General features: G+C 70.3%; 26 protein-coding genes and 2 riboswitches. Of the genes, 17 read left to right on the top strand and 9 right to left on the bottom strand.

What is annotated here, in order from left to right:
- Positions 1 to 27 precede the first annotated feature (27 nt).
- Positions 28 to 516, bottom strand: a complete 489-nt coding sequence (locus OG496_RS03100; protein ID WP_405969446.1) for a beta-class carbonic anhydrase — start codon at positions 514 to 516, stop codon at positions 28 to 30.
- 241 nt (positions 517 to 757) lie between these two features.
- On the opposite strand from OG496_RS03100, the gene OG496_RS03095 reads away from it, so the two are divergent.
- Both OG496_RS03095 and OG496_RS03090 read left to right on the top strand, forming a co-directional pair.
- Positions 758 to 1,582 carry a DUF427 domain-containing protein gene (locus OG496_RS03095; protein WP_405969445.1) on the top strand — a complete coding sequence of 275 codons (825 nt, stop codon included), beginning with the start codon at positions 758 to 760 and terminating at the stop codon, positions 1,580 to 1,582.
- Positions 1,583 to 1,717: 135 nt separating this feature from the next.
- Complete coding sequence (locus OG496_RS03090) at positions 1,718 to 2,545, top strand: hypothetical protein (protein WP_405969444.1); 828 nt, start codon at positions 1,718 to 1,720, stop codon at positions 2,543 to 2,545.
- 12 nt (positions 2,546 to 2,557) lie between these two features.
- Here OG496_RS03090 and OG496_RS03085 read toward each other — a convergent pair whose 3' ends face one another.
- The gene (locus OG496_RS03085; RefSeq protein ID WP_405969443.1) at positions 2,558 to 3,718 is read right to left on the bottom strand and encodes a hypothetical protein; all 1,161 of its coding nucleotides are present in this window, start codon (positions 3,716 to 3,718) and stop codon (positions 2,558 to 2,560) included.
- Between the two features lie 439 nt (positions 3,719 to 4,157).
- Here OG496_RS03085 and OG496_RS03080 point away from each other — a divergent pair, with 439 nt between their 5' ends.
- The 3 genes from OG496_RS03080 (at position 4,158) to OG496_RS03070 (ending at position 5,879) form a co-directional block, all read left to right on the top strand.
- Complete coding sequence (locus tag OG496_RS03080) at positions 4,158 to 4,502, top strand: hypothetical protein (protein WP_366492800.1); 345 nt, start codon at positions 4,158 to 4,160, stop codon at positions 4,500 to 4,502.
- 124 nt (positions 4,503 to 4,626) lie between these two features.
- A riboswitch (cobalamin riboswitch) is annotated at positions 4,627 to 4,700 on the top strand.
- 57 nt (positions 4,701 to 4,757) lie between these two features.
- Positions 4,758 to 4,976: a CbtB domain-containing protein gene (locus OG496_RS03075; protein ID WP_234444438.1), complete on the top strand. Its 219-nt coding sequence runs from the start codon at positions 4,758 to 4,760 to the stop codon at positions 4,974 to 4,976.
- A gap of 36 nt (positions 4,977 to 5,012) precedes the next feature.
- The gene (locus tag OG496_RS03070; protein ID WP_405969442.1) at positions 5,013 to 5,879 is read left to right on the top strand and encodes a CbtA family protein; all 867 of its coding nucleotides are present in this window, start codon (positions 5,013 to 5,015) and stop codon (positions 5,877 to 5,879) included.
- Positions 5,880 to 6,020: 141 nt separating this feature from the next.
- Here OG496_RS03070 and OG496_RS03065 read toward each other — a convergent pair whose 3' ends face one another.
- Entirely contained in the window at positions 6,021 to 6,869 is an 849-nt protein-coding gene (locus tag OG496_RS03065) for a universal stress protein (RefSeq protein WP_405969441.1), read from the bottom strand.
- Positions 6,870 to 7,032: 163 nt separating this feature from the next.
- Positions 7,033 to 7,246, top strand: a riboswitch (cobalamin riboswitch).
- Positions 7,247 to 7,299: 53 nt separating this feature from the next.
- Between OG496_RS03065 and OG496_RS03060 the strand changes: the two genes are divergently transcribed.
- The 3 genes from OG496_RS03060 to OG496_RS03050 are packed head-to-tail and all read left to right on the top strand — an operon-like array spanning position 7,300 to position 10,162.
- Positions 7,300 to 8,361 (top strand): ABC transporter substrate-binding protein, encoded by a 1,062-nt coding sequence (locus OG496_RS03060; RefSeq protein ID WP_405969440.1) that lies wholly within the window; start codon positions 7,300 to 7,302, stop codon positions 8,359 to 8,361.
- Complete coding sequence (locus tag OG496_RS03055) at positions 8,358 to 9,371, top strand: FecCD family ABC transporter permease (protein ID WP_405969439.1); 1,014 nt, start codon at positions 8,358 to 8,360, stop codon at positions 9,369 to 9,371. The genes OG496_RS03060 and OG496_RS03055 overlap by 4 nt, the downstream gene beginning before the upstream one ends.
- Positions 9,368 to 10,162 (top strand): ABC transporter ATP-binding protein, encoded by a 795-nt coding sequence (locus OG496_RS03050; RefSeq protein WP_405969438.1) that lies wholly within the window; start codon positions 9,368 to 9,370, stop codon positions 10,160 to 10,162. The genes OG496_RS03055 and OG496_RS03050 overlap by 4 nt, the downstream gene beginning before the upstream one ends.
- 44 nt (positions 10,163 to 10,206) lie before the next feature.
- Here OG496_RS03050 and OG496_RS03045 read toward each other — a convergent pair whose 3' ends face one another.
- Positions 10,207 to 10,986: an SDR family NAD(P)-dependent oxidoreductase gene (locus OG496_RS03045; protein ID WP_405969437.1), complete on the bottom strand. Its 780-nt coding sequence runs from the start codon at positions 10,984 to 10,986 to the stop codon at positions 10,207 to 10,209.
- 55 nt (positions 10,987 to 11,041) lie between these two features.
- On the bottom strand, positions 11,042 to 11,401 hold the full coding sequence (locus OG496_RS03040; RefSeq protein ID WP_405969436.1) for a nuclear transport factor 2 family protein: 360 nt from the start codon (positions 11,399 to 11,401) through the stop codon (positions 11,042 to 11,044).
- A 101-nt stretch (positions 11,402 to 11,502) separates the two neighbouring features.
- On the opposite strand from OG496_RS03040, the gene OG496_RS03035 reads away from it, so the two are divergent.
- The 6 genes from OG496_RS03035 (at position 11,503) to OG496_RS03010 (ending at position 15,898) form a co-directional block, all read left to right on the top strand.
- On the top strand, positions 11,503 to 12,021 hold the full coding sequence (locus OG496_RS03035; protein WP_405969435.1) for a winged helix-turn-helix transcriptional regulator: 519 nt from the start codon (positions 11,503 to 11,505) through the stop codon (positions 12,019 to 12,021).
- A gap of 13 nt (positions 12,022 to 12,034) precedes the next feature.
- The gene (locus OG496_RS03030; protein WP_366492809.1) at positions 12,035 to 12,271 is read left to right on the top strand and encodes a hypothetical protein; all 237 of its coding nucleotides are present in this window, start codon (positions 12,035 to 12,037) and stop codon (positions 12,269 to 12,271) included.
- A complete protein-coding gene (locus tag OG496_RS03025; protein WP_366492810.1) occupies positions 12,271 to 12,648 on the top strand; it encodes a toxin Doc in 378 nt (125 codons plus the stop codon). Before OG496_RS03030 ends, OG496_RS03025 begins: the two co-directional genes overlap by 1 nt.
- 61 nt (positions 12,649 to 12,709) lie before the next feature.
- Positions 12,710 to 13,666, top strand: coding sequence for a helix-turn-helix domain-containing protein (locus OG496_RS03020; protein WP_366492811.1), 957 nt, complete (start codon positions 12,710 to 12,712; stop codon positions 13,664 to 13,666).
- Between the two features lie 109 nt (positions 13,667 to 13,775).
- The gene (gene gap / locus OG496_RS03015; protein ID WP_327406799.1) at positions 13,776 to 14,774 is read left to right on the top strand and encodes a type I glyceraldehyde-3-phosphate dehydrogenase; all 999 of its coding nucleotides are present in this window, start codon (positions 13,776 to 13,778) and stop codon (positions 14,772 to 14,774) included.
- A 62-nt stretch (positions 14,775 to 14,836) separates the two neighbouring features.
- Complete coding sequence (locus OG496_RS03010; RefSeq protein WP_405969434.1) at positions 14,837 to 15,898, top strand: P1 family peptidase; 1,062 nt, start codon at positions 14,837 to 14,839, stop codon at positions 15,896 to 15,898.
- Positions 15,899 to 15,921: 23 nt separating this feature from the next.
- On the opposite strand, the gene OG496_RS03005 is transcribed toward OG496_RS03010, so the two are convergent.
- The 4 genes from OG496_RS03005 to OG496_RS02990 all read right to left on the bottom strand — a co-directional run bounded on the left by OG496_RS03005 (position 15,922) and on the right by OG496_RS02990 (position 19,050).
- A complete protein-coding gene (locus tag OG496_RS03005; RefSeq protein WP_405969433.1) occupies positions 15,922 to 16,413 on the bottom strand; it encodes a GNAT family N-acetyltransferase in 492 nt (163 codons plus the stop codon).
- Positions 16,414 to 16,438: 25 nt separating this feature from the next.
- Positions 16,439 to 16,702, bottom strand: a complete 264-nt coding sequence (locus OG496_RS03000; RefSeq protein WP_405969432.1) for a hypothetical protein — start codon at positions 16,700 to 16,702, stop codon at positions 16,439 to 16,441.
- Between the two features lie 123 nt (positions 16,703 to 16,825).
- Positions 16,826 to 18,448: a CocE/NonD family hydrolase gene (locus tag OG496_RS02995; RefSeq protein WP_405969431.1), complete on the bottom strand. Its 1,623-nt coding sequence runs from the start codon at positions 18,446 to 18,448 to the stop codon at positions 16,826 to 16,828.
- Positions 18,445 to 19,050, bottom strand: a complete 606-nt coding sequence (locus OG496_RS02990; protein ID WP_405969430.1) for a TetR/AcrR family transcriptional regulator — start codon at positions 19,048 to 19,050, stop codon at positions 18,445 to 18,447. The genes OG496_RS02995 and OG496_RS02990 overlap by 4 nt, the downstream gene beginning before the upstream one ends.
- 11 nt (positions 19,051 to 19,061) lie before the next feature.
- Here OG496_RS02990 and OG496_RS02985 point away from each other — a divergent pair, with 11 nt between their 5' ends.
- From OG496_RS02985 to OG496_RS02975, 3 genes are read left to right on the top strand one after another with little or no spacing between them, the layout of a single operon-like run.
- Positions 19,062 to 19,424 (top strand): ArsR/SmtB family transcription factor, encoded by a 363-nt coding sequence (locus tag OG496_RS02985; protein ID WP_405969429.1) that lies wholly within the window; start codon positions 19,062 to 19,064, stop codon positions 19,422 to 19,424.
- Entirely contained in the window at positions 19,408 to 19,929 is a 522-nt protein-coding gene (locus OG496_RS02980; protein ID WP_366492960.1) for an SRPBCC family protein, read from the top strand. Before OG496_RS02985 ends, OG496_RS02980 begins: the two co-directional genes overlap by 17 nt.
- Positions 19,929 to 20,594 (top strand): dihydrofolate reductase family protein, encoded by a 666-nt coding sequence (locus OG496_RS02975; RefSeq protein ID WP_405969428.1) that lies wholly within the window; start codon positions 19,929 to 19,931, stop codon positions 20,592 to 20,594. The genes OG496_RS02980 and OG496_RS02975 overlap by 1 nt, the downstream gene beginning before the upstream one ends.
- Positions 20,595 to 20,631: the final 37 nt, after the last annotated feature.

The raw sequence follows: 20,631 nt of genomic DNA, 5'->3' as shown, positions 1-20,631 counted from the left end.
TTTTCGATCAGCCCGGCCGGATGGTTCTCAGCCGACTTCGTTGAGCTTCCCGGTGGCCACGTCGAAGACGAAGCCCCTGATCCGGTCCTTGTGCACGACGAAGGGGTTGGCCTTGATGCGGGCGATCGACTGCCGTACGTCGGCGTCCAGATCGGTGAAGGCCTCCGCCGCCCAGGACGGGCGGATGCCGGTGTCCTCCTCGACCGCGGCCTTGAAGCCGTCGTCGGTGAAGGTCAGCATGCCGCAGTCCGTGTGGTGGATGAGGATGATCTCCTCGGTGCCCAGGAGCCGTTGGCTGATCGCGAGCGAGCGGATCTCGTCCTGCGTGATGACACCGCCCGCGTTGCGGATGACGTGGGCCTCGCCCTCGTTCAGGCCGAGGATCGCGTACACGTTGAGCCGGGCGTCCATGCAGGCCACGACGGCGAGGTGCCTGGCGGGCGGAAGGGGGAGCGGGCCGTCGAAGGTCTCGGCGTAACGGGCGTTGTTGGCCAGCAGTTCATCGGTCACGGACATGGTGGACCTCGGTTCTCGTCTCGTGTGTTCTCAGAGGTGCTGTGCGGGAGTCGGGGACGGCGCACGGCAACAGAACACGTCGAAGACGTGGACACGACGCGAGGGCCAGAAGCCCGTCAGCGTGGTGGCGAAGGTCGGCACCCGACCAGTGAACCCTCCACCACCGCAAACTGGCAAGCAACGGTCAGCCGCACCGGCCTCCCGGCCCGCCGTACCACCTACGGATCACGGAGCAATGATCATGAGCACCTTCCCCACCGCACGAGACGTCAGGACCACCCCCGAAGGCCTCCTCTGGGAGCCGAGCCCCCGCTGGGTACGCGGCCGCAAGGGCGACACCACCGTCGTGGACAGCAGGCACCCCGTCCTCGTATGGGAGCCGGCCGTACCGGTACCGACCTACGCCTTCCCCCACGACGAGGTCCGCGAGGACCTGCTCCGCCCGGCGAAGAACCCGCCGACCGGCACGCACACCGGATCACGCGTCTTCTACGACCTCGAAATCGGCGGCGAGTTGGTGGAGAACGCGGCCTGGACCTACCCGGCCGACGACCTGGCCGGGTACATCGCCTTCGAGTGGTTCCGGCGGGTCGGGCGGGGCCTGGACCACTGGTACGAGGAGGAGGAAGAGATCTTCATCCACCCCCGTGACCCGCACAAGCGAGTCGACGCCATCCCCAGCAGCCGCCAGGTCCGGGTCGAGATCGACGGCACGGTCGTCGCCGACACCCACCGCCCGGTCCTGCTCTTCGAGACCGGTCTCCCGACCCGGTACTACATCCCGCGCGAAGACGTCCGCCTGGACCTGTTCGAGCCGACCGGCCTCAGCACCGGGTGCCCCTACAAAGGCACCGCCACGTACTGGTCGTGGCGCGGCGAGGCCGGCGTTTCCGATGTCCTGGCGAACATCGTCTGGAGCTATCCGGAACCGCTGCCCGCGGTGGGCGCCGTAAAGGATCTGCTCGCTTTCTACAACGAGGCGGTCGACATCTTCGTGGACGGCGAGATCGTGGAGCGCCCTGTCACGCCGTTCACCGAGGCGCTCACGGGGCAGTCGTCGGACTGACGGCACCGGTGAAGTCCAGCCCTGTTGGTTCGAGTTGAGGTGAAACACCGCCAACAGGGCAGTCGACACCTTGCACATGCCTCTTCGATGGCTGTCGTGCTCCGGGAACTGTCAAAGGGATGTTGAAGGACGTTGATGGAGAGTCACAAAAAGGATGAGAAGAAGCAGGAGCCGAAGCGCAAGGTGCTCGATCTGACCGCTGTGCAGGTGGTGGCGAGTGCGCTTGCCACCGTGGTGGGCGCGGTGCTGGCGTCCCTGTTGGGGGTGGCCGGGACGATCATCGGCGCCGCCGTGGTCAGTGCCAGCGCCACCACCGGCGCGGCGGTCTTCCAGCACGCCTTCCGACGGACGGGCGAGGGCATCCGCAGAAGGGTGCCGTCGGTGGCGATGGCGCTGACGCCGAGTGAGGAGCGGGCCATGCAACGCGCGGACGCCCGGGCGGCGTTCGCGTTACGGGACGGCACCTCGGCCGGTGCTGCGCCACCGTCCGACGCGCCTTCCGACGATCCCGCCGACGCCTCCTCCGACGACGAGTCGGTGACCACCTACCGGAGCACGTCCGGGTCCTTCTGGAGGTCCATCGGCTGGAAGAAGTACGCGCTGGCGACAGGCCTGGTGTTCGCCCTGGCGATGGTCACCCTGACCGCGGGCGAACTCATCATGGGCAAGCCGATAGCGGCCGCGGTCAGGAACGAATCCGGCAACGGAACGTCGTTGGGCGGCGGTTCGGCCGGAAAGAACGCTCCCGCACACAGCCCGACACCCACGCCGCTCACGTCCAGCAGCGCGGGGTCGCATTCGGACGGCACCGCCTCACCGTCCGCGAGCGCGGAGCCGGAGAACAGCTCCAGCTCCCGTGCCGAACCGAGCCACAGCGCCGCCTCCAGCCCCGCGGCCTCGGCGTCGAGCGTGCCGTCAGCGAGCGGTGACGCCGTGAACAGCTCTGGCGCCACCGCCCGTTGAGCGGGACCGCCCCTACTGAGGCGTCTGGTTCGCGTCGGCCAGCGCCCGGTGATCGGGATGGCCGGGAAGGTCCAGCTGCCGGCCGAACCGCCGCGAGGCCAGCAGCGCGAGCAGCGCCGTGAGCGCCGCCAGTGCGGCGAGTACGGCGATCAGCCCGGCGAACCAGGGCGGCGCGGCGGTGATCCGCAACGCCTGGGAGAGGCGTGAGGAGTGGAACCGCCCGTCGAACAGCTGGAGGGCGGCCAGCGCGGCCGGCACCACCACGGACACGGCCAGCACGAACAGGCCGCCCTGGAGGACCAGCGCCGGTGCCAGCAGGACGCACAGGATCGAGACACCGAGCGCGAACCCGTAGGCGGTAGCGGAGGCTCCGTCCCGGTGCAGCGGGAAGTACGACAGCCCGCACAGGATGAGCACCGCCGACGCGATCAGCCTCGGCCAGACCGGGGGAGCGGTGCGGCGGGTCGTCGTACGCGGACGTCGTGCGCGGCGCTGACGAGCGGCCGGGCGGTCATCTGCGGGTTCCGGCTCGTGAGTGTCCGCGGGGGTCCGTCCGGGCGCTTCGTGCAGCGGAGCCGTGGACCTCTCTGTCGCCGATCCCGGGGCCCGGGTGGAGGCGTCCTGTTCCTCGGCCAGGCGGCCGATCAACTGGACGAGTTCCTCGACGGGCCGGCCGGCCGCGGCCCGTACCATCTCCTCGCCGCAGTGCGGCTCCACCTGAGCCCGCTGCAGCAGGGCCATCAGCCGGGTGACGTCCTCCACGGGCCGGTTCTCGGCGGCGGCGCGGATCGCCTCGTCGGCGGACTCGGGATCGCGCGGTGGCTGGGTCAGCAGGGCCACAAGTCGTGTGACGTCCTCTACGGACCGGTCGACACCGACCGCCCGCAGGGCGTCGACGGTGGCCTGCGCGTACTTCGGTGACTGCTCCAGCAAGGTGATGAGCTGGAGGACCTCGTCGAGCGGCCGGTCTGCGACGGCGGCGTGCACCAGGCGGTGCATCGGATCGACGTTCTCGCCCTCGGGGCCGGGCTGGGCGGAACCCTCTTGCGTCGGACGTGACGTCGGCGGCGTTCCGTCGGCCGGCCCTCCGTCGGAGGGCGCGAACGCGTGGGCCGGAGTGCCGTGAGGTATGTCGGGTTGGTCCGGGCTGGGCGAGAAAGAGCGGATGGTCATGCTCGGCTCCATGAAGAGGGTGATGCTGCTATCGCCCCCCGAAGCGCGATGAACAAGCTGATCCAGTCCATTACTAGGCGGCCGCCCGCCACCACGCCACGCGAGTACGCCACCCGTGTGACCCCGGCCCGCCGCCCGGGCCGGTCACGGGGGCCCACACGCTCATCCGTTCGGTGGCCGTCTGCTCGCACCGCGCACGGGCCGCACATCAGATGGGATCAGCGTGTTCCGGGGGCCGCGTGAGAAGCGCCGGACGGCGGGTACCTGGGAAATCGCCGGAAAACGGGCCGGGCGAAGGAGATCGCAGCGCGCACCGTGAACAAGGAGCGCGGTGTCGACGGCCGTTCGTCGATGAACAAGCAGCAACTGGCGAAGGCCCTCGGCCACTGAATCCGGCCGACCGTCGCCCCACTCGATGACCCCAAGGAGAGTGACCCCGATGGCCACCGTGTCCCTCACCGGAGCGTCCAAGGAGGACGCCAGCACCGTCTTCGGCGTCCTGCGGACGGCGTTCCCCACCGACCGGCCCGCCGACGACGTGCCCCAGGAACAACCGGGTGACCGCACCGCCGTGTGGACCGCCGAGTTCGAGCCGACGCAGGAATGGATCCCGACCGACCCCATCCCCCTGGAGGGCTCGGTCTCCGCCACGCTCCAGGGCGGCTACGTCGCCGTCGGCCAGCTGCGTGAGGCGCTGAGCGTCGCGTTCGCGGTGGACGAGCGGGGCACGGCCTCGGGAGACCAGGAACAGGAGGTCGACCTGAGGCTCACGTCGAAGCGGTGACGGGAGGGGCGCCGGCAGACAACTCCCAGCGCACACACGGTTCTGTCAGGAGCCGTACGCGGAACGGGCCTGATTGACGCCCTGGAGAGACGCGCCGTACTCTCCCCCTGTAGTGATGGCATAAGGAAGCTGGTGGAATTCCAGCACGGTCGCGCCACTGTGAGCCCGCCGCCGGAAGGTGGAGGGCGAGTCAGACACTGAACCTTCACTCGCCCGTACACGCAAGGGACGCACGATCCCGAAGGAGGGCTCACCTTGAGCAGCAGCATTTCCACCACCCGTCCGGTGTCCACGCCGGTTGTCCTGCCGGTCTCGAAGTCGATCGTCTGGCTGGTCGGCACCGCGCTGATCGCGCTGGCCGTCTACTACTTCGTCGGTGTCGACCAGGGCGCCGTGTCGGTGTTCGGCAACGACATGCACGTCCACGAGTTCGTCCACGACGCCCGCCACTTCCTCGGCTTCCCCTGCCACTGACCCTCCGCCGGCACCCGGACGTACGGACAACTCGACATGGAAAAGAAGCTCATACTGCGCGGCATACTCGCCGGCGCAGTCGCGGGCCTGCTCGCCTTCGTGTTCGCGCGCATCTTCGCCGAGCCGCAGATCGCCAAGGCCATCGACTACGAGAGCGGCCGTGACGCCGCCCAGAACGCCCTGGACAAGGCGGCCGGCCTGCCCGTCGAGGCCGCCGACCCCGACCTGTTCAGCCGCACCATCCAGGCCAACGTCGGTATCGGCGTCGGCATGATCTTCTTCGGCATGGCGATGGGCGCCCTGTTCGCCGTCGCCTACGCCGTCTGCCTGGGCCGCACCGGCGGGCTGCGGGCACGCAACCTGGCGCTCCTCGTCGCCGGCGGCGGGTTCCTCGGCATGTACCTGGTGCCGTTCCTGAAGTACCCGGCCAACCCGCCCGCGATCGGTCACGAAGAGACCATCCAGCAGCGCAGCGCCCTGTACCTGATCATGGTCGTGTGCTCCGTCGCCTTCCTCGCGGGAGCCGTCTACCTCGGCAAGCACCTCCAGGCACGCTTCGGCAACTGGAACGCGACCCTCCTCGCCGGCGCCGCGTTCGTCGTCGCGATCGGGATCGTCATGCTGCTCCTGCCGCAGCTGGGCCATCTCTCGTACAACAAGGCCAACTTCGGCAACCAGGCCACCGAGACACCACTGCCGCTGAAGGACGACAAGGGCACCATCGTCTACCCGGGCTTCCCCGCCGACGTGCTCTTCAACTTCCGCTTCTACTCGGTCGCCGCGCAGCTCATCCTCTGGACGGCCCTCGGCCTGATCTTCGCCCCCCTCGCCGAACGCCTCCTCAACCCGGCCCGCCCGGACGCCAGTACGCCCTCGCAGGAGTCGGACCCCGTCCCGGCGTAACGGCTTCTTCCACCTTTTCCACTTCTACGGCGAGCGCGGTGATCGATGCGATCACCGCGCTCGGGGTGTGCCGCCCTTGCGGTAGACCTCGACGACGCGGTCCCAGGCCACCGGATCGAAGCGTAGCGGGCAGAGCTGTTCTCATGGGTGGTGCGGGACTACGGCCACCGGGCAGGCGGTGTGTTCCAGTACGGCGTGCGGGGTGGGGCCGAGGGTCCGGCCCGCGCGGCCGATCACCAGCAGTTCGGCCGAGGCGGAGACCGACGCCTGGACCAGGGCGGCCGCCGGGCTCTGGAGGCGGAGATCCTCGTAGACACCCACGTGCGGATACTTCTCCCGCCAGGGCCGCAACGTGTCCGAGAGGCGTTGTGTCTCCTGGTCCTCCCAACGACCCCGGTCCTTCTCGGGCGGTGCGTACGGCATCCAGTGTTCGGCGGGCGAGGGCAGTCGCCAGGCGTGTACGACGTGCAGGCCGGTGCCGCGACGGCAGGCGGCGTCGAAGGCGAAGTCGACGACGGCGCCGGGCAGTTCGCCGCCGTCGACGCCCAGCGTCACGCCGTACGGTGACCGCCCGCGGTGACTGCGGACGAACCCGCTCGGCACCAGCACCACCGGCCCCGCGGAGCGCTCGGCGACCCCGTGAGCCACGGAACCGAGGGCCAGGCCCGCGAAACCGCCCGTACCGCGCAGGCCGAGGACCGTGCAGTCGGCCTCGGCGGCCAGGGGGAGCAGCGCCGGTACGGCCTCTCCGGTGAGGGCGACCACCTCGACCCGGAGTTCGGGGTGGTCCTTCGCGAGTGACGTGACGAGGGCGTCGGGAGAGGGCTCGCGGAAGTAGGGCCAGGTGGTGAGGAGTTGCTCGTCGGGGAGTGTCGAGACGTGTGCGACCCGCAGGGGGAGGCCGCGCAACTCGGCTTCCGTTGCTGCCCAGTCGGCCGCGATGCGGCTGTCCGTGGATCCGTCGACACCGACAACGATCAGTTGGGGCATGGCCGTTGGACCTCCGTGCGAGCGGGTCGGGGCCTCCACGATCCGCCGCGCGGGGCGTGCCGCACAGGGGTTGGACGGAACCGGAGGAAAGTCCGCGGGGCGGGCACTGTGCCATGAGGCCAGCACGGCACCGCACCCCGTGGCCGGAGTCGTCGGGCGATCTTGATACGTTGTGCGGGCCAGTCGTGCCACAACCGAGGCCAGGGAATCCGGTGGGAATCCGGAACTGACGCGCAGCGGTGAGGGGGACGGGCGGGGCAATCGACGCCACTGGGGCGACGCGGGCCGGCCGAAGGAGCCGGTGTGCGACGCGCCGGGAAGGCGCCCCGTCCGGACGAACCCGAGTCCGAAGACCTGCTGGCGCCTTCTCGCCCTCGGCGAGGGGGAGTTCGTAGGCCAGGCTCCGCGTTCGAGCCCCGACAGGCAAGGCATGCCCGTGCTCCGTACCGCCCCCGTCCCGCTGCGCCGCCGTACCGCGGCACTCCTCGTCGCGCCCGCCCTGTTGCTCACCGCGTGCGGCGGATCCGACGGCGACAGTGCCGACGGCGAGACGGAGAAGTCCGCCGCGGGCTTCCCGCTCACCCTCACCGACTGCGGGCACAAGGTCACGTTGAGGTCGGCCCCCGAGCGGGTCGTCTCCCTCAACCAGGGCACCACCGAGATCCTGCTCTCGCTCGGCCTCGCCGACCGCATCGCCGGTACCGCCACCTGGACCGACCCGGTGCTCAAGGGCCTGGCGAAGGCGAACGCGACCGTGCCGCGCCTCGCCGACAACGCGCCCTCCTTCGAGAAGGTCCTCGACGCCGAACCCGACTTCGTCACCGCGTCCTTCGTCTCGACGCTCGGCAAGGGCGGGGTCGCGACCCGCGAACAGTTCGAGAAGCTGGGCGTGCCGACGTACGTCTCGCCGTCCGACTGCGCGGGCAAGGACAACGACAGCGGCGGCGACGGTTCGCGCAGCACACAGCTCACCCTCGACAGCGTCTACGGCGAGATACGCGACCTGTCCCGTGCGATGGGCGTGAAGGCGCGCGGCGACCAGCTCGTGGCCCAGCTGAAGGCGCGGGTGACCAAGGCGACCACCGGTCTCGACGCCTCGGACACCTCCCTCATGTACTGGTTCGCCAACTCTCAGTCGCCCTACCTGGCCGGCTGCTGCGGCGCTCCCGGCGCCATCACCCGTGCCGTCGGTGCGAAGAACGCCTTCTCCGACACCCACGACGAGTGGCCCCAGATCAACTGGGAGACCGTCGCCGACCGCGACCCCGACGTCATCGTCCTCGGCGATCTGACCCGCAAGTCGCAGACCGCCGAGACCGCCGAGGCGAAGATCCACTTCCTGGAGACCAACGCCGCCACCCGCAACCTCACCGCCGTCAAGAAGAAGCGGTACATCCTGCTCAGCGGCCAGGCGATGAACCCCTCCATCCGCACCGTCGAAGGGATCGAGCAGGTCGCCGCCGGCCTGCGCGACTTCGGACTCGCCAAGTGACCGTCCGTACCCTGCTGTTGACGGGTGGCGGGCTGGTCGCGCTGCTGGTCTCCGTGGCCTTCGCGGTGACCATCGGACCTGCCGACATCTCCACGGCCGACGTGTGGGCGTCGGTCGCGTCCCACCTCGGCGGCGGCGAAAGCACCCTTGCTCCGCTGCGGGACGGCATCGTCTGGGACCTGCGCATGCCCCGCACGCTGCTCGCCGCCGTCTGCGGCGCAGGGCTCGCGCTGTGCGGCGCGGTCATGCAGTCCCTGCTGCGCAATCCGCTGGCGGACCCGTTCGTGCTCGGCGTCTCGTCCGGGGCGTCCACGGGGGCGGTCGCTGTGGTCGTGCTCGGGGTGGGCGGCGGGGCCGTGTCGCTGTCGGCGGGCGCGTTCGTCGGTGCGCTGCTCTCCTTCGGGCTGGTCATGCTGCTCAGCCACAGCCTCGGCGCGAGCATGGACCGGGTGGTGCTGTCCGGCGTGGCCGCCATGCAACTCTTCTCCGCACTCACGTCGTTCACGGTGCTGACGTCGGCGGACGCCGAGACCACCAAGGGCGTGCTCTTCTGGCTGCTCGGCTCGCTCTCCGGCGCGGACTGGGGCCAAGTGCTGCTCTGCGCGGGCGCGTTGGCGCTCGTGCTGGTCGTCTGCCTGGGCCATGCCACCACGCTGGACGCGTTCGCCTTCGGCGAGGAGGCAGCCGCAGGCCTGGGCGTGAACGTCGCCCGCGCCCGGCTGATCCTGCTCTGCGCCACGGCGCTGCTCACCGCCGTCCTGGTCAGCTGCGCCGGGGCGATCGGCTTCGTCGGCCTGGTCCTGCCGCACGTCACCCGCGCGTTGACCGGTTCCGGGCATGTACGACTGCTGCCGATCACCGCGCTGACCGGAGCCGTCTTCCTGGTGTGGGTGGACACCCTCGCCCGTACCGTCGTCGATCCCCAGGAGGTGCCGGTGGGGGTGGTGACGTCACTGATCGGCGTACCCGCGTTCGTGATTGTCCTGCACCGGGGCCGGAGGAAGACATGAGCACCCCCGCTCCGGACACCGGCCTGCACGCGGACCGGGTCGCCCGCCGCACCGACGGCCAACTCATCGTCGACGGCGTCACGCTCGCCCTGCGACCTGGGGAGACCGTCGGCCTGCTCGGCCCCAACGGGTCAGGAAAATCAACGCTGTTGCGTCTCCTGGCTGGGGTCCTCCCCGCCTCCGCCGGAGTCGTCACGCTGGACGGGCGCCCGCTCCCCGAGGTCGGGCGCCGCGCGACCGCCCGCCGTATCGCCACCGTCGAGCAACACACCCACACCCAGACCGAGTTGACCGTCTGCGAGGTCGTCGCCCTGGGTCGCATCCCGCACCGCCGCGCCTGGTCACCGGCGTCGGCCGCCGACGCCCGCGCCGTCACCGAGGCCCTGGAACGCACCGGCCTCACCGACCGCGCCGCCCAGTCCTGGCACACCCTCTCCGGCGGCGAACGCCAACGCGCCCAGATCGCCCGCGCGTTGGCCCAGGAACCCCGCGAACTCCTCCTCGACGAACCGACCAACCACCTCGACATCCAGCACCAGCTGGACCTCCTCGACCTGATCGCCGACCTCCCGGTCACCACCGTGATCGCTCTGCACGACCTCAACCTCGCCGCGATGTACTGCGACCGCCTGCTCGTCCTCGACACCGGCCGCACGGTGGCCGAGGGCACCCCGACCGAGGTCCTCACCCCGGCCCTCATCAAGGACGTCTACGGCGTCCGCGCCGAGGTCGGCCACGACCCCGGGCATCCCGTGATCCGTTTTCTGCGGCGGGGGAGCGGGGCGTCGTAGTGGTGGACGGCTTCCCAACCGGCTGAGGTGCAGCCGGTGTTGGGCTAGTGGACGGAGAATCCGCCGTCCACGAAGACCGACTGCCCGGTGACGTAGGCGGAGGCGCGGCTCGCCAGGAACACCACCGCGCCCGCGAAGTCCTCCGCGAGGCCGTTGCGGCCGATCAGGGTGCGCGCGGCCAGGGCCGCCACCATCTCCGGGTCGGACGACAGCCGTTCGTTGAGCGGGGTCATCACGAAACCGGGGACCAGGGTGTTGCAGGTGACGCCGTGCGGGGACCAGGCCTCGGCCTGGGAGCGGGCCAGGGACTCCAGCGCGCCCTTGGAGACGCCGTAGGCGCCGCTCTGGGCGAACGCGCGGTGCGCCTGCTGGGAGGTGATGTGGATGATCCGGCCGAAGCCCCGTTCGGCCATGCCCGGACCGAAGCGCCGGCCCAGGAGGTGCGGCGCCTCCAGGTTCAGGGCCATCGTGGTGTCCCACACGTCCTCGCTCAACTCACCCATCGGCGGGCGCAGGTTGATCCCGGCGCTGTTCACGAGGATGTCCGGCTCGCCGAACACCTCGGCTGCCGCTTCCGCCGCCGCCCGGACGCCGTCCCGAGTGCCCAGATCGCCGCTCACCCACGCCGCCCGGCATCCCTCCGCCGTCAGCTCGTCGACCGTGGCGGTCAGTTCCTGTTCCTTGCGCGCCACCACGACCACCTCGGCCCCCGCTCGCGCGAGCGCTCCGGCGGCGGCCCGGCCGATGCCGGAACTGCCGCCTGTCACGACGGCGACTCGGCCGTCCAGCGAGAAGAGTTCGGAGAGGTAGTCGCCAGAGATCATTCCGGCAGCTTAGGAGGCGGCTCCTCGATCGGCGACCCCGTTGTTCCGGCCGTGCTCAGGGTTCGATGACGAGGCGTTCGACGAGGTCGTCGCGGAGTGTGAACCGGTAGCGCAGATCGACGGTGCCACCGGGGAAGTTGCCTTCGAGGTGGTGTGTGGCGACGTAGTGGGTGGCGTCGGCCCGCTGGGCGCCGGTGAGACGGACGGTGTACGTGAATTCGGACGCGGCCCGACCCAGCCACCGCTCGATCGCGGCGATGCCCTCGTAGGTGTTCCCGTCGTCGATCACCACGGCGTCGTGGGTGAACGCGGTGACGGCGGAGGCGGTGTCGTGGGCGCGGTGTGCGTTCAGGTAGCGGGTGATCGCCGGGGGCAGGGCGCTCGGGGCGATGTCCTGGAGTCGGTTGTCGTGCATGACGGTCCCTACGGTGGTGGCGGGTTCGGACGGTGGGGTCGGCCCAGGTGTTACTGCTAAAATAGAAGCTAGTGACTTCGACTTTAGCAGTAACTGAGGGGATGGTCGCCGTGGCAAGCCGGATCAGGCTGGAGGACCGGGAGTGTCCGCTGTCCACGACGGTGCAGCATGTCGGCGAGTGGTGGACGCTGCTGATCCTCCACGACGCCTTCGACGGCTACCGCCGCTTCGACCAGTTCCAGGAGAGCCTGGGCATCTCCTCCAGCATGCTCACCACCCGGCTGAGGACCCTCGTCGAGGACGGGCTGCTGGAACGCAGGCCCTACCAGACCAACCCCGTCCGCCACGAGTACGTGCTGACCGAGCTCGGACACTCCCTCCGGCCGGTGATCGTCGCCCTCGCCGCGTGGGGCAACTCCCGCCTGGCACCGGAGGATCGCAGCATGATCCTGGTCGACGCGCGGAGCGGCGAGGAGGTCGAGCCCGTCGTGGTCGATGCCGGGACCGGCCGCCGGCTCGACGACAGTGACACGTATGTCTTCACGGCCGGACCCGCGGCCGGGGACGCCATGCGCGACCGCTATGCGGGGCGGGGCCCTCGCACCGGTGGCACCAACTAGGTACCATCGCAGCATGCCATCACTGAATGTGTCCTTCACCGAAGAGGAACTTGAGGGAGTGCGCGCGGCCGCCGCGGCCGAGGGGAAGAGCCTCAAGCAGTATCTGCACGACCTCGGCGTGCGTGAGATGCAGCGCGGTCAGTTCGTCGCCGGTGCTTCCGTGTGGGCCGAGCGGCTGCGCGGGGAGTTCGACGACGCCTTCCCCGACGAGGTGCCGCCTTCGGAGCGTGACGGGGCCGCGGCCGCCTGATGCACCTGTACATCGACGTCTCGTGGCTGCTCGACGTCCAGGAAGCCGCCCTCGGCCACGAGGACATGTCGGTCTCCGACTACTCCGCGCTCGTGGCCGCCGTATCCCGGCACAAGACCAAGCTGCCGACCCTCGCCGCTGCCGACCCGGACGCCGCCTGGCGGGCGGCCGCGCTCATGCACACCATCGTGCGCCTGGAGCCGCTGCCGCACCGCAACAGCCTCTACGCCGCGTTCGTCGCCGCCCAGTACATGGGCCAGTCCGGCGAAGGCATCGACCCGCCCTACGGCGCCCTCTCCGACCTCGTCCGCAAGATCCGGGACACGCGTGTCGGGGTCCTCGCCGTCGCCGACCAGCTGCGCTCCTGGAAGGTCTGACCTGCGGCGGACCGGTACGGCTCCGTGAACGGTCGGCCGTAGGCCTGCGTAGGCTGTTCCCGTGTCCACCGCCCGCCTGCGTCGAGTCGCCGTCCTTGTCCTCGAAGGCGCCAAGCCGCTCGACGTCGGGATCCCCGCGCAGGTGTTCACGACACGGGCGAGCATGCCGTACGAGGTGCGGTTGTGCGGTGCGGCGCCCGGGCTGGTGACCGGGGGCGACGGGCTGTCGTACCACGTCGCCGACGGGCTCGACGCGCTGGCCTGGGCCGACATCGTGTTCCTGCCCGGGTATCGGTTCCCGGACCGCGAGGACCCGCCGCAGGGTGTCCTGGACGCGCTGATCGCCGCGCACGACCGGGGCGCGCGGCTCGCCGCGATCTCGACCGGGGCCTTCGCGCTCGCCGCCACGGGGCTGCTCGACGGCAAGCGCGCCACGACGCACTGGCACTACACGCGGGCGCTCGCGACGAAGTACCCGCTCGTCCAGGTCGACGAGAACGTCCTGTTCGTCGACGAGGGCAGCGTGCTCACCTCGGCGGGCGCCGCCTCGGGTATCGACCTGTGCCTGCACATCCTGCGCGGCGACCTCGGGGTGGCCGCGTCCAACCACGCGGCCCGGCGGCTGGTCGCGGCTCCCTACCGCAGCGGCGGGCAGGCGCAGTACGTGCCGCGCAGTGTGCCCGAGCCGCTCGGTGAACGGTTCGCCGCCACCCGTGAGTGGGCGCTGCACCGGCTCGGCGAGCCCCTCACCCTGGAGACGCTAGCCCGGCAGGCCGCGGTCTCGCCGCGCACCTTCTCGCGGCGCTTCGTCGACGAGACCGGTTACACGCCGATGCAGTGGGTCATGCGCGCCCGCATCGACATGGCCCGCGAGCTGCTCGAACGCTCCGAGCGCAGTGTCGAGCAGATCGCCGCCGACGTGGGTCTCGGCACCGGCGCGAACCTCCGGCTGCACTTCCACCGTCTTCTCGGTACGACGCCGAGCGAGTACCGGCGGACCTTCGCGCAGGGGGAGTAGCCCGCCCTGTCGACGGTGTGGCGAGATCCTTTTGAACCGTGGCGATCGCGCCACTGTCCGCGTCGGCTGCCGCGCGCGAGCCTGGTGGGGAACCGAAGGGACACAACTCATGACTCGCATTGCCATCAACGGATTCGGCCGCATCGGACGCAATGTGCTGCGCGCCCTGCTCGAACGCGACAGCGAGCTGGAGGTCGTCGCCGTCAACGACCTTACGGAGCCCGCCACTCTGGCGCGGCTGCTCGCCTTCGACACGACGTCCGGCCGGCTCGGCCGCCCCGTGACCGTCGACGGGGACACCCTTGTCGTCGACGGCCGGCGCATCAAGGTCCTTGCCGAGCGCGAACCGGCGGACCTGCCCTGGGCCGAGCTCGAAGTGGACCTCGTGCTGGAGGCCACGGGCCGTTTCACCTCCGCCAAGGCCGCCCGTGCCCACCTCGACGCGGGCGCGCGGAAGGTACTTGTCAGCGCGCCCTCGGACGGCGCCGACGTCACGCTCGCGTTCGGGGTCAACAACGACGCGTACGACCCGGCCACGCACACGATCGTCTCGAACGCCTCCTGCACGACCAACGCGCTGGCACCCCTCGCCGCGGTGCTCGACCAACTCGCCGGTATCGAGCACGGATTCATGACCACGGTGCACGCCTACACGCAGGAGCAGAACCTGCAGGACGGCCCGCACCGCGATGCCCGCCGTGCCCGCGCCGCCGCCGTCAACATCGTGCCGACCACGACGGGCGCCGCGAAGGCGATCGGGCATGTACTGCCCAACCTGGAGGGCAAGTTGTCGGGCGACTCGATCCGCGTGCCCGTACCGGTGGGATCGATCGTCGAACTCAACACCACCGTCTCCCGCGACGTGACCCGCGAGGACGTGCTCGCCGCCTACCGCACCGCGGCCGAGGGCCCCCTCGCGGGCGTCCTCGAATACTCCGACGACGCGCTCGTCTCCTCCGACATCACTGGCAACCCGGCCTCGTCGATCTTCGACTCCGCCCTCACCCGCGTCGACGGCCGCCATGTGAAGGTCGTCGCCTGGTACGACAACGAGTGGGGTTTCTCCAACCGTGTGATCGACACGCTCGAACTCCTCGCCGCGGGCTGACGGTCCGCGTAGCTGCGTTGATCGTCAGGGCCGGGGGACCGGCGGTGTCGTAGTGTCTCGCCATGCCTGTGCCGCCAAGCCCCCAAGTGCCCAGTGCGCCCCGCCGAGCCCGTCAACTCGGGCTCGGCATCGGCGACTTGCCCACCGGAACGCACAACGCGATCACGGACGTGCCCGGCATCTGCGTCGGGCACACGACACTGATCCACCCGCCGCGCGTGCACAGCGGCGTGACCGCGATCGTGCCTGAAGGTGTGGGCCCCGGAAGCCCCTTGCCCGCCGGGGTGTTCGCGGGCAACGGCTACGGCAAGTTCCTCGGCACCACGCAGATCGCCGAACTCGGCGCGCTGGAAACCCCCGTGCTGCTCACCTCGACCCTGTCCGCCTTCCGGGTCGCGGACGCCCTGGTGGGGTGGATCCTGGAACGGCCCGAGGGCGCCGACGCCCGGAGCCTGAATCCGGTGGTCGGGGAGTGCAATGACGGGCTCCTCTCCGACATCCGGTCGCGTCCGGTCCGGGAGGAACACGTCCGCGCCGCACTTGAGTCGGCGTCGGCAGGTCCGGTCGCCGAGGGGTCGGTGGGTGCGGGCACCGGGATGACCGCGCTCGGCTTCAAGGCGGGCATCGGCACCTCGTCGCGGCGTGTGCCGGTCGCGGGGCAAGAAGCGACGCTCGGTGTACTGGTGCAGGCCAACTTCGGTGGAACGCTACGGGTGTTGGGCCGTACGGTCACTCCCGCCGACGTGGGCGTTCCCGCGGACGAGTCCGGTCCCGGTCCGGAGACCGGCTCCTGCATGATCGTGACCGCCACCGACGCGCCCCTGGACTCCCGCCAGTTGACGCGGCTCGCCCGTCGCTCCGTCTACGCGCTGGCACGGGTCGGCGCCGGTTACAGCAATGGCAGTGGCGACTACGGCCTTGCCCTGGGTACCCGTCCTCTGGGCACACCGGCCGGGCCCGCCGTGGTGCCCGATGCCGGGCTGGATCTTCTGTTCGGCGCCGTGCTGGACGCCGTGGAGGAGGCGGTTCTCAATGCGCTGTTGACCGCTGCTCGGGTCACGGGGCCGGGTGGGCATACGCGGTATCCCTTGCCCGCGGCGGAGCTGCTTGCCCTGTTGGAGTGAGTGTTTCTGGATGGGTGCTGGACCTAGACGTCGCGCTGGTACCAAGTGCCTTGCTTTCCGCCGAGGTTGGACGGGTGGGCGGGGCCGACCGGGACGAAGCCGGCCTTGGTCAGTACCTTTTGGGATGCGATGTTCCCGTGGGAGGTGGCCGCTCTGATCGTGCGCAGGGCGTGTTGTGAGGCGGCCAGTCGGCACAGTTCCTTGACAGTTGCCGTCGCCACGCCCCGGCCGGTGACGTGCTGCGCCACCCGGTAGCCGAGTGTCGCCGTGTGTTCCTCGGTGATGTCGACCAGGTTGAACCTGCCGAGGACCGAGCCGTCCTCGGCTACGAGCACGTAGAAGGCGCAGATGCCGGCCTCTTGTTCGGCCAGCCGGGCGTCGAAACCGGCGGCGAACTCGTCGAAGAAGGCGTCGCCGCGGTCGGAGATCGAGGTGGCGAAGTAGGAGCGGTTCGCCAGCTCGAAGGCCAGAACCGCCGGGGCGTGGTCGGTGTGGAGTGGCTGTAGTTCGGGCATGTGCCTGACCTGTTCGGGGAGTTGGTCACTTTCTGACGAGGAAGCAGGTGCCGTCCGGGTCCCGTATCTCCGGCACGCCCAGGTGGGCGAGGTCCTGGACGAAGCGCTGACGGGAAACGGGAGTGTCACCGGCCGAGTAGAGATAGTCCGAGTACATGCGCTCGCTGGGTTCCTGGCCCGACCAGGTCAACTCCTCGGTCAACCAGCGCACCACGCCGGGATCGACCGGGCGGACCTCGCCGGAATCGAAGGTGTGATGGCACTGCGGGCATTCGACTTCGCTGGGCATGTGGGCCATTGAAGCCCGCCGGCCCCTTGAGCCACATCGGCCTGAGGTCGTAAGGGATGCCCGCAATTCCCGGAATGGTTCTACGGGATGTCCGCTAGTGCGTCAACGGCCCACCAGGTCTGGTCAGTTCGGTGCCCCGATCGGCAGGATCACCGCAGAAGGGTGGGCCGGGGTGTGGAGCACCTGTTGGTCGGCGGCCCGGAGCGTGGTGGCGGTCGCTCGGGGTTCGCCGGAGCCGAGGTTGCGGTTGTAGCGGGGGAATGCGCCGCTGGAGATCTGGGCGCGGATGCGGTGGCCGTGCTTGAAACGGTAGGCCGTCGGCCAGAGTCGGACCGTCGCGCACGTCGTCTCGTCGGCGTCGGTGAGGCTGATGAGGCCGTCGCTGACGTTCGTGGAGCGGCCCTTCTCGTCCACGTCACAGAGGCGGACGAACACGTCGGCGTACGGCAGGCTGGAGCGGAACCAGATCTCGGCACTCACCTCGCCGACGACCTCGACGTCCTTGTCCAGGGCGGGAGTTGTGTAGGTGAGGACGTCCGGCCGGGCTTCCAGATCGGTGTTGTCGACGCGGCCCGACCTGACCCCGACGGGCATGCGGACGCCGCCGACCGCGGGCGTGGGGTCGGCCGGGTCGTAGCGGTAGCTGTCCGGGGCGGACTCGTCCGGTGGGTCGGCGGCGAGGGCACCGGCGGGGTGGAGGTGGAGGCGCTGCGGGGCGTAGCCCGGCGGGGGCCAGGACGGGAAGTCGCGCCAGGTGTCCACGCCCATCACGAACAGGCGCACCGGGGCCCGGTCGAACGGCTTCTCGCCGCGGGCGTGGGCCAGACCGAAGTCGAGGGCCTCGGAGGTCGCCGTCACGCCGACGCCCATGGAGATGTGCGCCCACGGTCCGACGGTGAGCCGGGCCTCCCGTCCCGCGCTCTGCAATGCCTGGAAGTCGCGGAGTTGGCCGGGCAGGAAGATGTCGTACCAACCGCCTACCGTGCTGACCGGCACAGTGAGGTCGGCGACCCGGGAACTGTGGTCGAGCACGGACCAGAACGCTGAGTCGGCGTCGTGGTCGAGGGTGTTCTGGAAGTAGTCGGAACGGCGGCCGACGGCGGCGGTGTCGGCCTCGTTCAGCGGCAACGTGTACCAGGCGCGTCGTTCCTTCCGGAGCCGTAGCGCTTGGCGGAGCATCGCTCCCCGGCGTTCCTGGCCCGCGACCTGGAGGCCCCAGCCGAAGGTCGCCTCCAGGGAGAACGACTCCTTGCGGAGGAACTCCAGCGTGAAGGCGGATTCGGAGACCGAGGGGATCAACGCCTTGACCTGCGGCGGCAGTTGGCCTGCCATCGACCACTGGGCGAACCCCAGGTAGCTGCCGCCGTAGAGCACGACCGCCTCGCCGCACCAGGGTTGCTCGACGAGCCACCGCACCGTGTCGAGGCCGTCCTCGCGTTCGCGGCGCAGGGGGTCGAAGTCGCCGCCGGAGCCGAAGGTGCCGCGGATGCTCTGGATCAGCACCTGGAATCCTCGTTCGGCCAGCGGCCTGGCCAGCTGCGCGGCGATCATGCCCGTCCTGCCGTACGGGATGCGGATGAGCGCGGTCGGGAGGCCGGCGGGGCCGGATCTCGGGGTCCAGCGGTCGGCCAGGAGGACGGCTCCGTCGCGCATCGGGACCCGCAGGTCGTGCTCGACGGTGAGGTCTCGGGTCGAGGGCGGGGGCAGGTGCAGGAGGCGCTGGGCGAGATGGCTGCCGAGGTTCATCGGGGGTCGCCTCCGGCTGCTGGCACTTGGCGGCTGAAGGTGAGGGTGGACGCGAGGCGGAGCAGACGGTTCGTGAGTTCCTCGGGGGCGAGGGGGGCCGTGCCGTCGATCTCCCAGTTGTTGACGAGCGTGGCGGCTCCGCCCGCGATGAACTCCGAGAGGTCGTCCGCCGTCTGCTGGTCCAGGTCGCCGAACAGCTTGTGGACGGCGGGCCTGTTGAGGGAGCCGAGGAGTTTGTTGAGTGTGCTGGTCATGGCGAAGGCGCAGGAGCCGGTCAGCATCGGGCGGTAGAAGGAGCGGTGTTCCGCGAAGTGCCGCGCCAGCGCGGCCACTCCCTCGGAGGTGTCGCCGCCGTCTCCGGCCCGGGGGAGCAGCTCGCGTCTCACCAGGTCGATCGCGGCTTCCGTCAGGAGGGTGTCGTGGTCCCCGAACTGCAGGTAGACGAGGCGCCGGCTGACGTCCGCCGCCTCGGCGAGATCGGTGACCGGGAGGTCCGTCGTGCCGCGCTCGGACACGAGGCGCACCGCGGCCGCCATCAGGGGCGCGCGGCCGGGGTTGGGTTGGCCGTCCGTCGGGGCGTTGACACATTCCGATATGGGCATATGATGGCGCCATGGCACGAGCGGCGACGACCTCGGACGCGTTCAACGCGATAGCCGAACCACAGCGGCGGGAGATCCTGCTGCTCCTGCGGGGCGGCGAGCGGCCGGTGAACGACCTGGCGCGGGACCTGGGGATGACCCAGCCGCAGGCGTCCAAGCACCTGCGGGTGCTCCGGGAGGTCGGGCTGGTGCGGGTCCGCGGGGCGGGCAAGCAGCGGCTGTACGACCTGGACGCCCGCGGGCTGCGGCCGGTCCACGAGTGGGTGGGCGGCTTCGAGCGGTTCTGGAGCGAGAGCTTCGACCGGCTGGACGAGTACGTGCAGGAGCTGAAACAGACAAGGCAGGAGGGACCGGATGGTGGCGACGACCAGTAGTGGCGGCGAGGCCGCACAGGCGACCGCGGATCGCGAGGTCGTGATCTCCCGGGTGATCGGCGCCCCGCGGGAGCTCGTGTTCGAGGCGTTCACACGCGTCCGGCACCTGTCGCGGTGGTGGGGACCGGAGGGCTTCACCACTACGACGCGGTCCTTCGAGTTCCGCGTCGGCGGGGCCTGGGACTTCGTGATGCACGGGCCGGACGGGACCGACTACCAGGAGTGGATCACCTGGCGGGAGATCGTCCCGCCCGAGCGGATCTCGCTGCTGCACGGCGAGTCCCGCGACGACCCCAACGCCTTCGAGTCGGTCCTGGCCTTCGAACCGGCCGGCGACGAGACCCGGATCGTGATGCGCACGGTCTTCCCCACCAAGGAACTCCGCGACGAGGCCGTGGAGAAGTACCACGCGATCGAGGGCGGCGAGCAGACGCTCGGCAACCTGGCGGCCTACGTCGCCGAACTCACCCGGAACGAGACCGACTTGAAGGGAGCGGAGAGCTGATGGCCGGAAAGGTGTTCTTCAGCGTGACGATGTCGCTCGACGGCTTCATGGCGCCCGAGGACGTGCCCGTCGAGTACGTCTTCTCGCCCGAAGGCCGGAACGACCCGAGGGTCCACCGCTGGATGGCGAAGTGGTCGGAGCTGCAGGCGTGGGTGTTCCCGCTGCGGTTCTTCCGGGAGAACCTGAAGCTGGGCGAGGGCGGCGAGGAGGGCCGCGACAACGACATCGCGCGGGAGACGTCCGAGCGCACCGGCGCGAGCGTCATGGGCAGGCGCATGTTCGACGGCGGCGAGCTGTCATGGCCGGAGGAAGCGCCGTTCCACACCCCGGTGTTCGTCCTCACCCACACCCGGCGCGACCGGTGGGAACGGCCGGGCGGCACCACCTTCCACTTCGTCGACGACGGCATCGAGAGCGCCCTTGACCAGGCCCGCGAGGCCGCCGGAGACCGCGACGTGCGCATCGCCGGCGGCGCCGCCACGATCCAGCAGTACCTGGACAGCGGCCTGATCGACGAGTTCTCGATCACGCTCGCACCCGTGCTGCTCGGCACCGGCATCCGCCTGTTCGACCACGTGGACCCCGACCGCCTCACGCTGAACCAGACCCGCACGGAACCGTCGTCCCGGGTGACCCACCTGACGTACACCGTCGGCAAGCGGTAGTCGGCGTTCCGGCAGCGTGCGGTCGGCGCTCACAATC

This window comes from Streptomyces sp. NBC_00988 (assembly GCF_045162645.1).
Taxonomy (GTDB): domain Bacteria; phylum Actinomycetota; class Actinomycetes; order Streptomycetales; family Streptomycetaceae; genus Streptomyces.
This window is presented reverse-complemented; position numbering and strand designations above follow the sequence as displayed.

Coding starts and splice junctions, on each gene's coding strand:
- OG496_RS03005 (WP_405969433.1), bottom strand. CDS start 16,413: ATGCCCGAACTACAGCCACTCCACACCGACCACGCCCCGGCGGTTCTG.
- OG496_RS03045 (WP_405969437.1), bottom strand. CDS start 10,986: ATGATCTCTGGCGACTACCTCTCCGAACTCTTCTCGCTGGACGGCCGA.
- OG496_RS02975 (WP_405969428.1), top strand. CDS start 19,929: ATGGCCGGAAAGGTGTTCTTCAGCGTGACGATGTCGCTCGACGGCTTC.
- gap (WP_327406799.1), top strand. CDS start 13,776: ATGACTCGCATTGCCATCAACGGATTCGGCCGCATCGGACGCAATGTG.
- OG496_RS03040 (WP_405969436.1), bottom strand. CDS start 11,401: ATGCACGACAACCGACTCCAGGACATCGCCCCGAGCGCCCTGCCCCCG.
- OG496_RS03035 (WP_405969435.1), top strand. CDS start 11,503: ATGGTCGCCGTGGCAAGCCGGATCAGGCTGGAGGACCGGGAGTGTCCG.
- OG496_RS03010 (WP_405969434.1), top strand. CDS start 14,837: ATGCCTGTGCCGCCAAGCCCCCAAGTGCCCAGTGCGCCCCGCCGAGCC.
- OG496_RS03050 (WP_405969438.1), top strand. CDS start 9,368: ATGAGCACCCCCGCTCCGGACACCGGCCTGCACGCGGACCGGGTCGCC.
- OG496_RS03000 (WP_405969432.1), bottom strand. CDS start 16,702: ATGCCCAGCGAAGTCGAATGCCCGCAGTGCCATCACACCTTCGATTCC.
- OG496_RS03060 (WP_405969440.1), top strand. CDS start 7,300: ATGCCCGTGCTCCGTACCGCCCCCGTCCCGCTGCGCCGCCGTACCGCG.
- OG496_RS03065 (WP_405969441.1), bottom strand. CDS start 6,869: ATGCCCCAACTGATCGTTGTCGGTGTCGACGGATCCACGGACAGCCGC.
- OG496_RS03025 (WP_366492810.1), top strand. CDS start 12,271: ATGCACCTGTACATCGACGTCTCGTGGCTGCTCGACGTCCAGGAAGCC.
- OG496_RS02995 (WP_405969431.1), bottom strand. CDS start 18,448: ATGAACCTCGGCAGCCATCTCGCCCAGCGCCTCCTGCACCTGCCCCCG.
- OG496_RS03070 (WP_405969442.1), top strand. CDS start 5,013: ATGGAAAAGAAGCTCATACTGCGCGGCATACTCGCCGGCGCAGTCGCG.
- OG496_RS03090 (WP_405969444.1), top strand. CDS start 1,718: ATGGAGAGTCACAAAAAGGATGAGAAGAAGCAGGAGCCGAAGCGCAAG.
- OG496_RS02990 (WP_405969430.1), bottom strand. CDS start 19,050: ATGCCCATATCGGAATGTGTCAACGCCCCGACGGACGGCCAACCCAAC.
- OG496_RS02985 (WP_405969429.1), top strand. CDS start 19,062: ATGGCACGAGCGGCGACGACCTCGGACGCGTTCAACGCGATAGCCGAA.
- OG496_RS03095 (WP_405969445.1), top strand. CDS start 758: ATGAGCACCTTCCCCACCGCACGAGACGTCAGGACCACCCCCGAAGGC.
- OG496_RS03080 (WP_366492800.1), top strand. CDS start 4,158: ATGGCCACCGTGTCCCTCACCGGAGCGTCCAAGGAGGACGCCAGCACC.
- OG496_RS03100 (WP_405969446.1), bottom strand. CDS start 516: ATGTCCGTGACCGATGAACTGCTGGCCAACAACGCCCGTTACGCCGAG.
- OG496_RS03030 (WP_366492809.1), top strand. CDS start 12,035: ATGCCATCACTGAATGTGTCCTTCACCGAAGAGGAACTTGAGGGAGTG.
- OG496_RS03085 (WP_405969443.1), bottom strand. CDS start 3,718: ATGACCATCCGCTCTTTCTCGCCCAGCCCGGACCAACCCGACATACCT.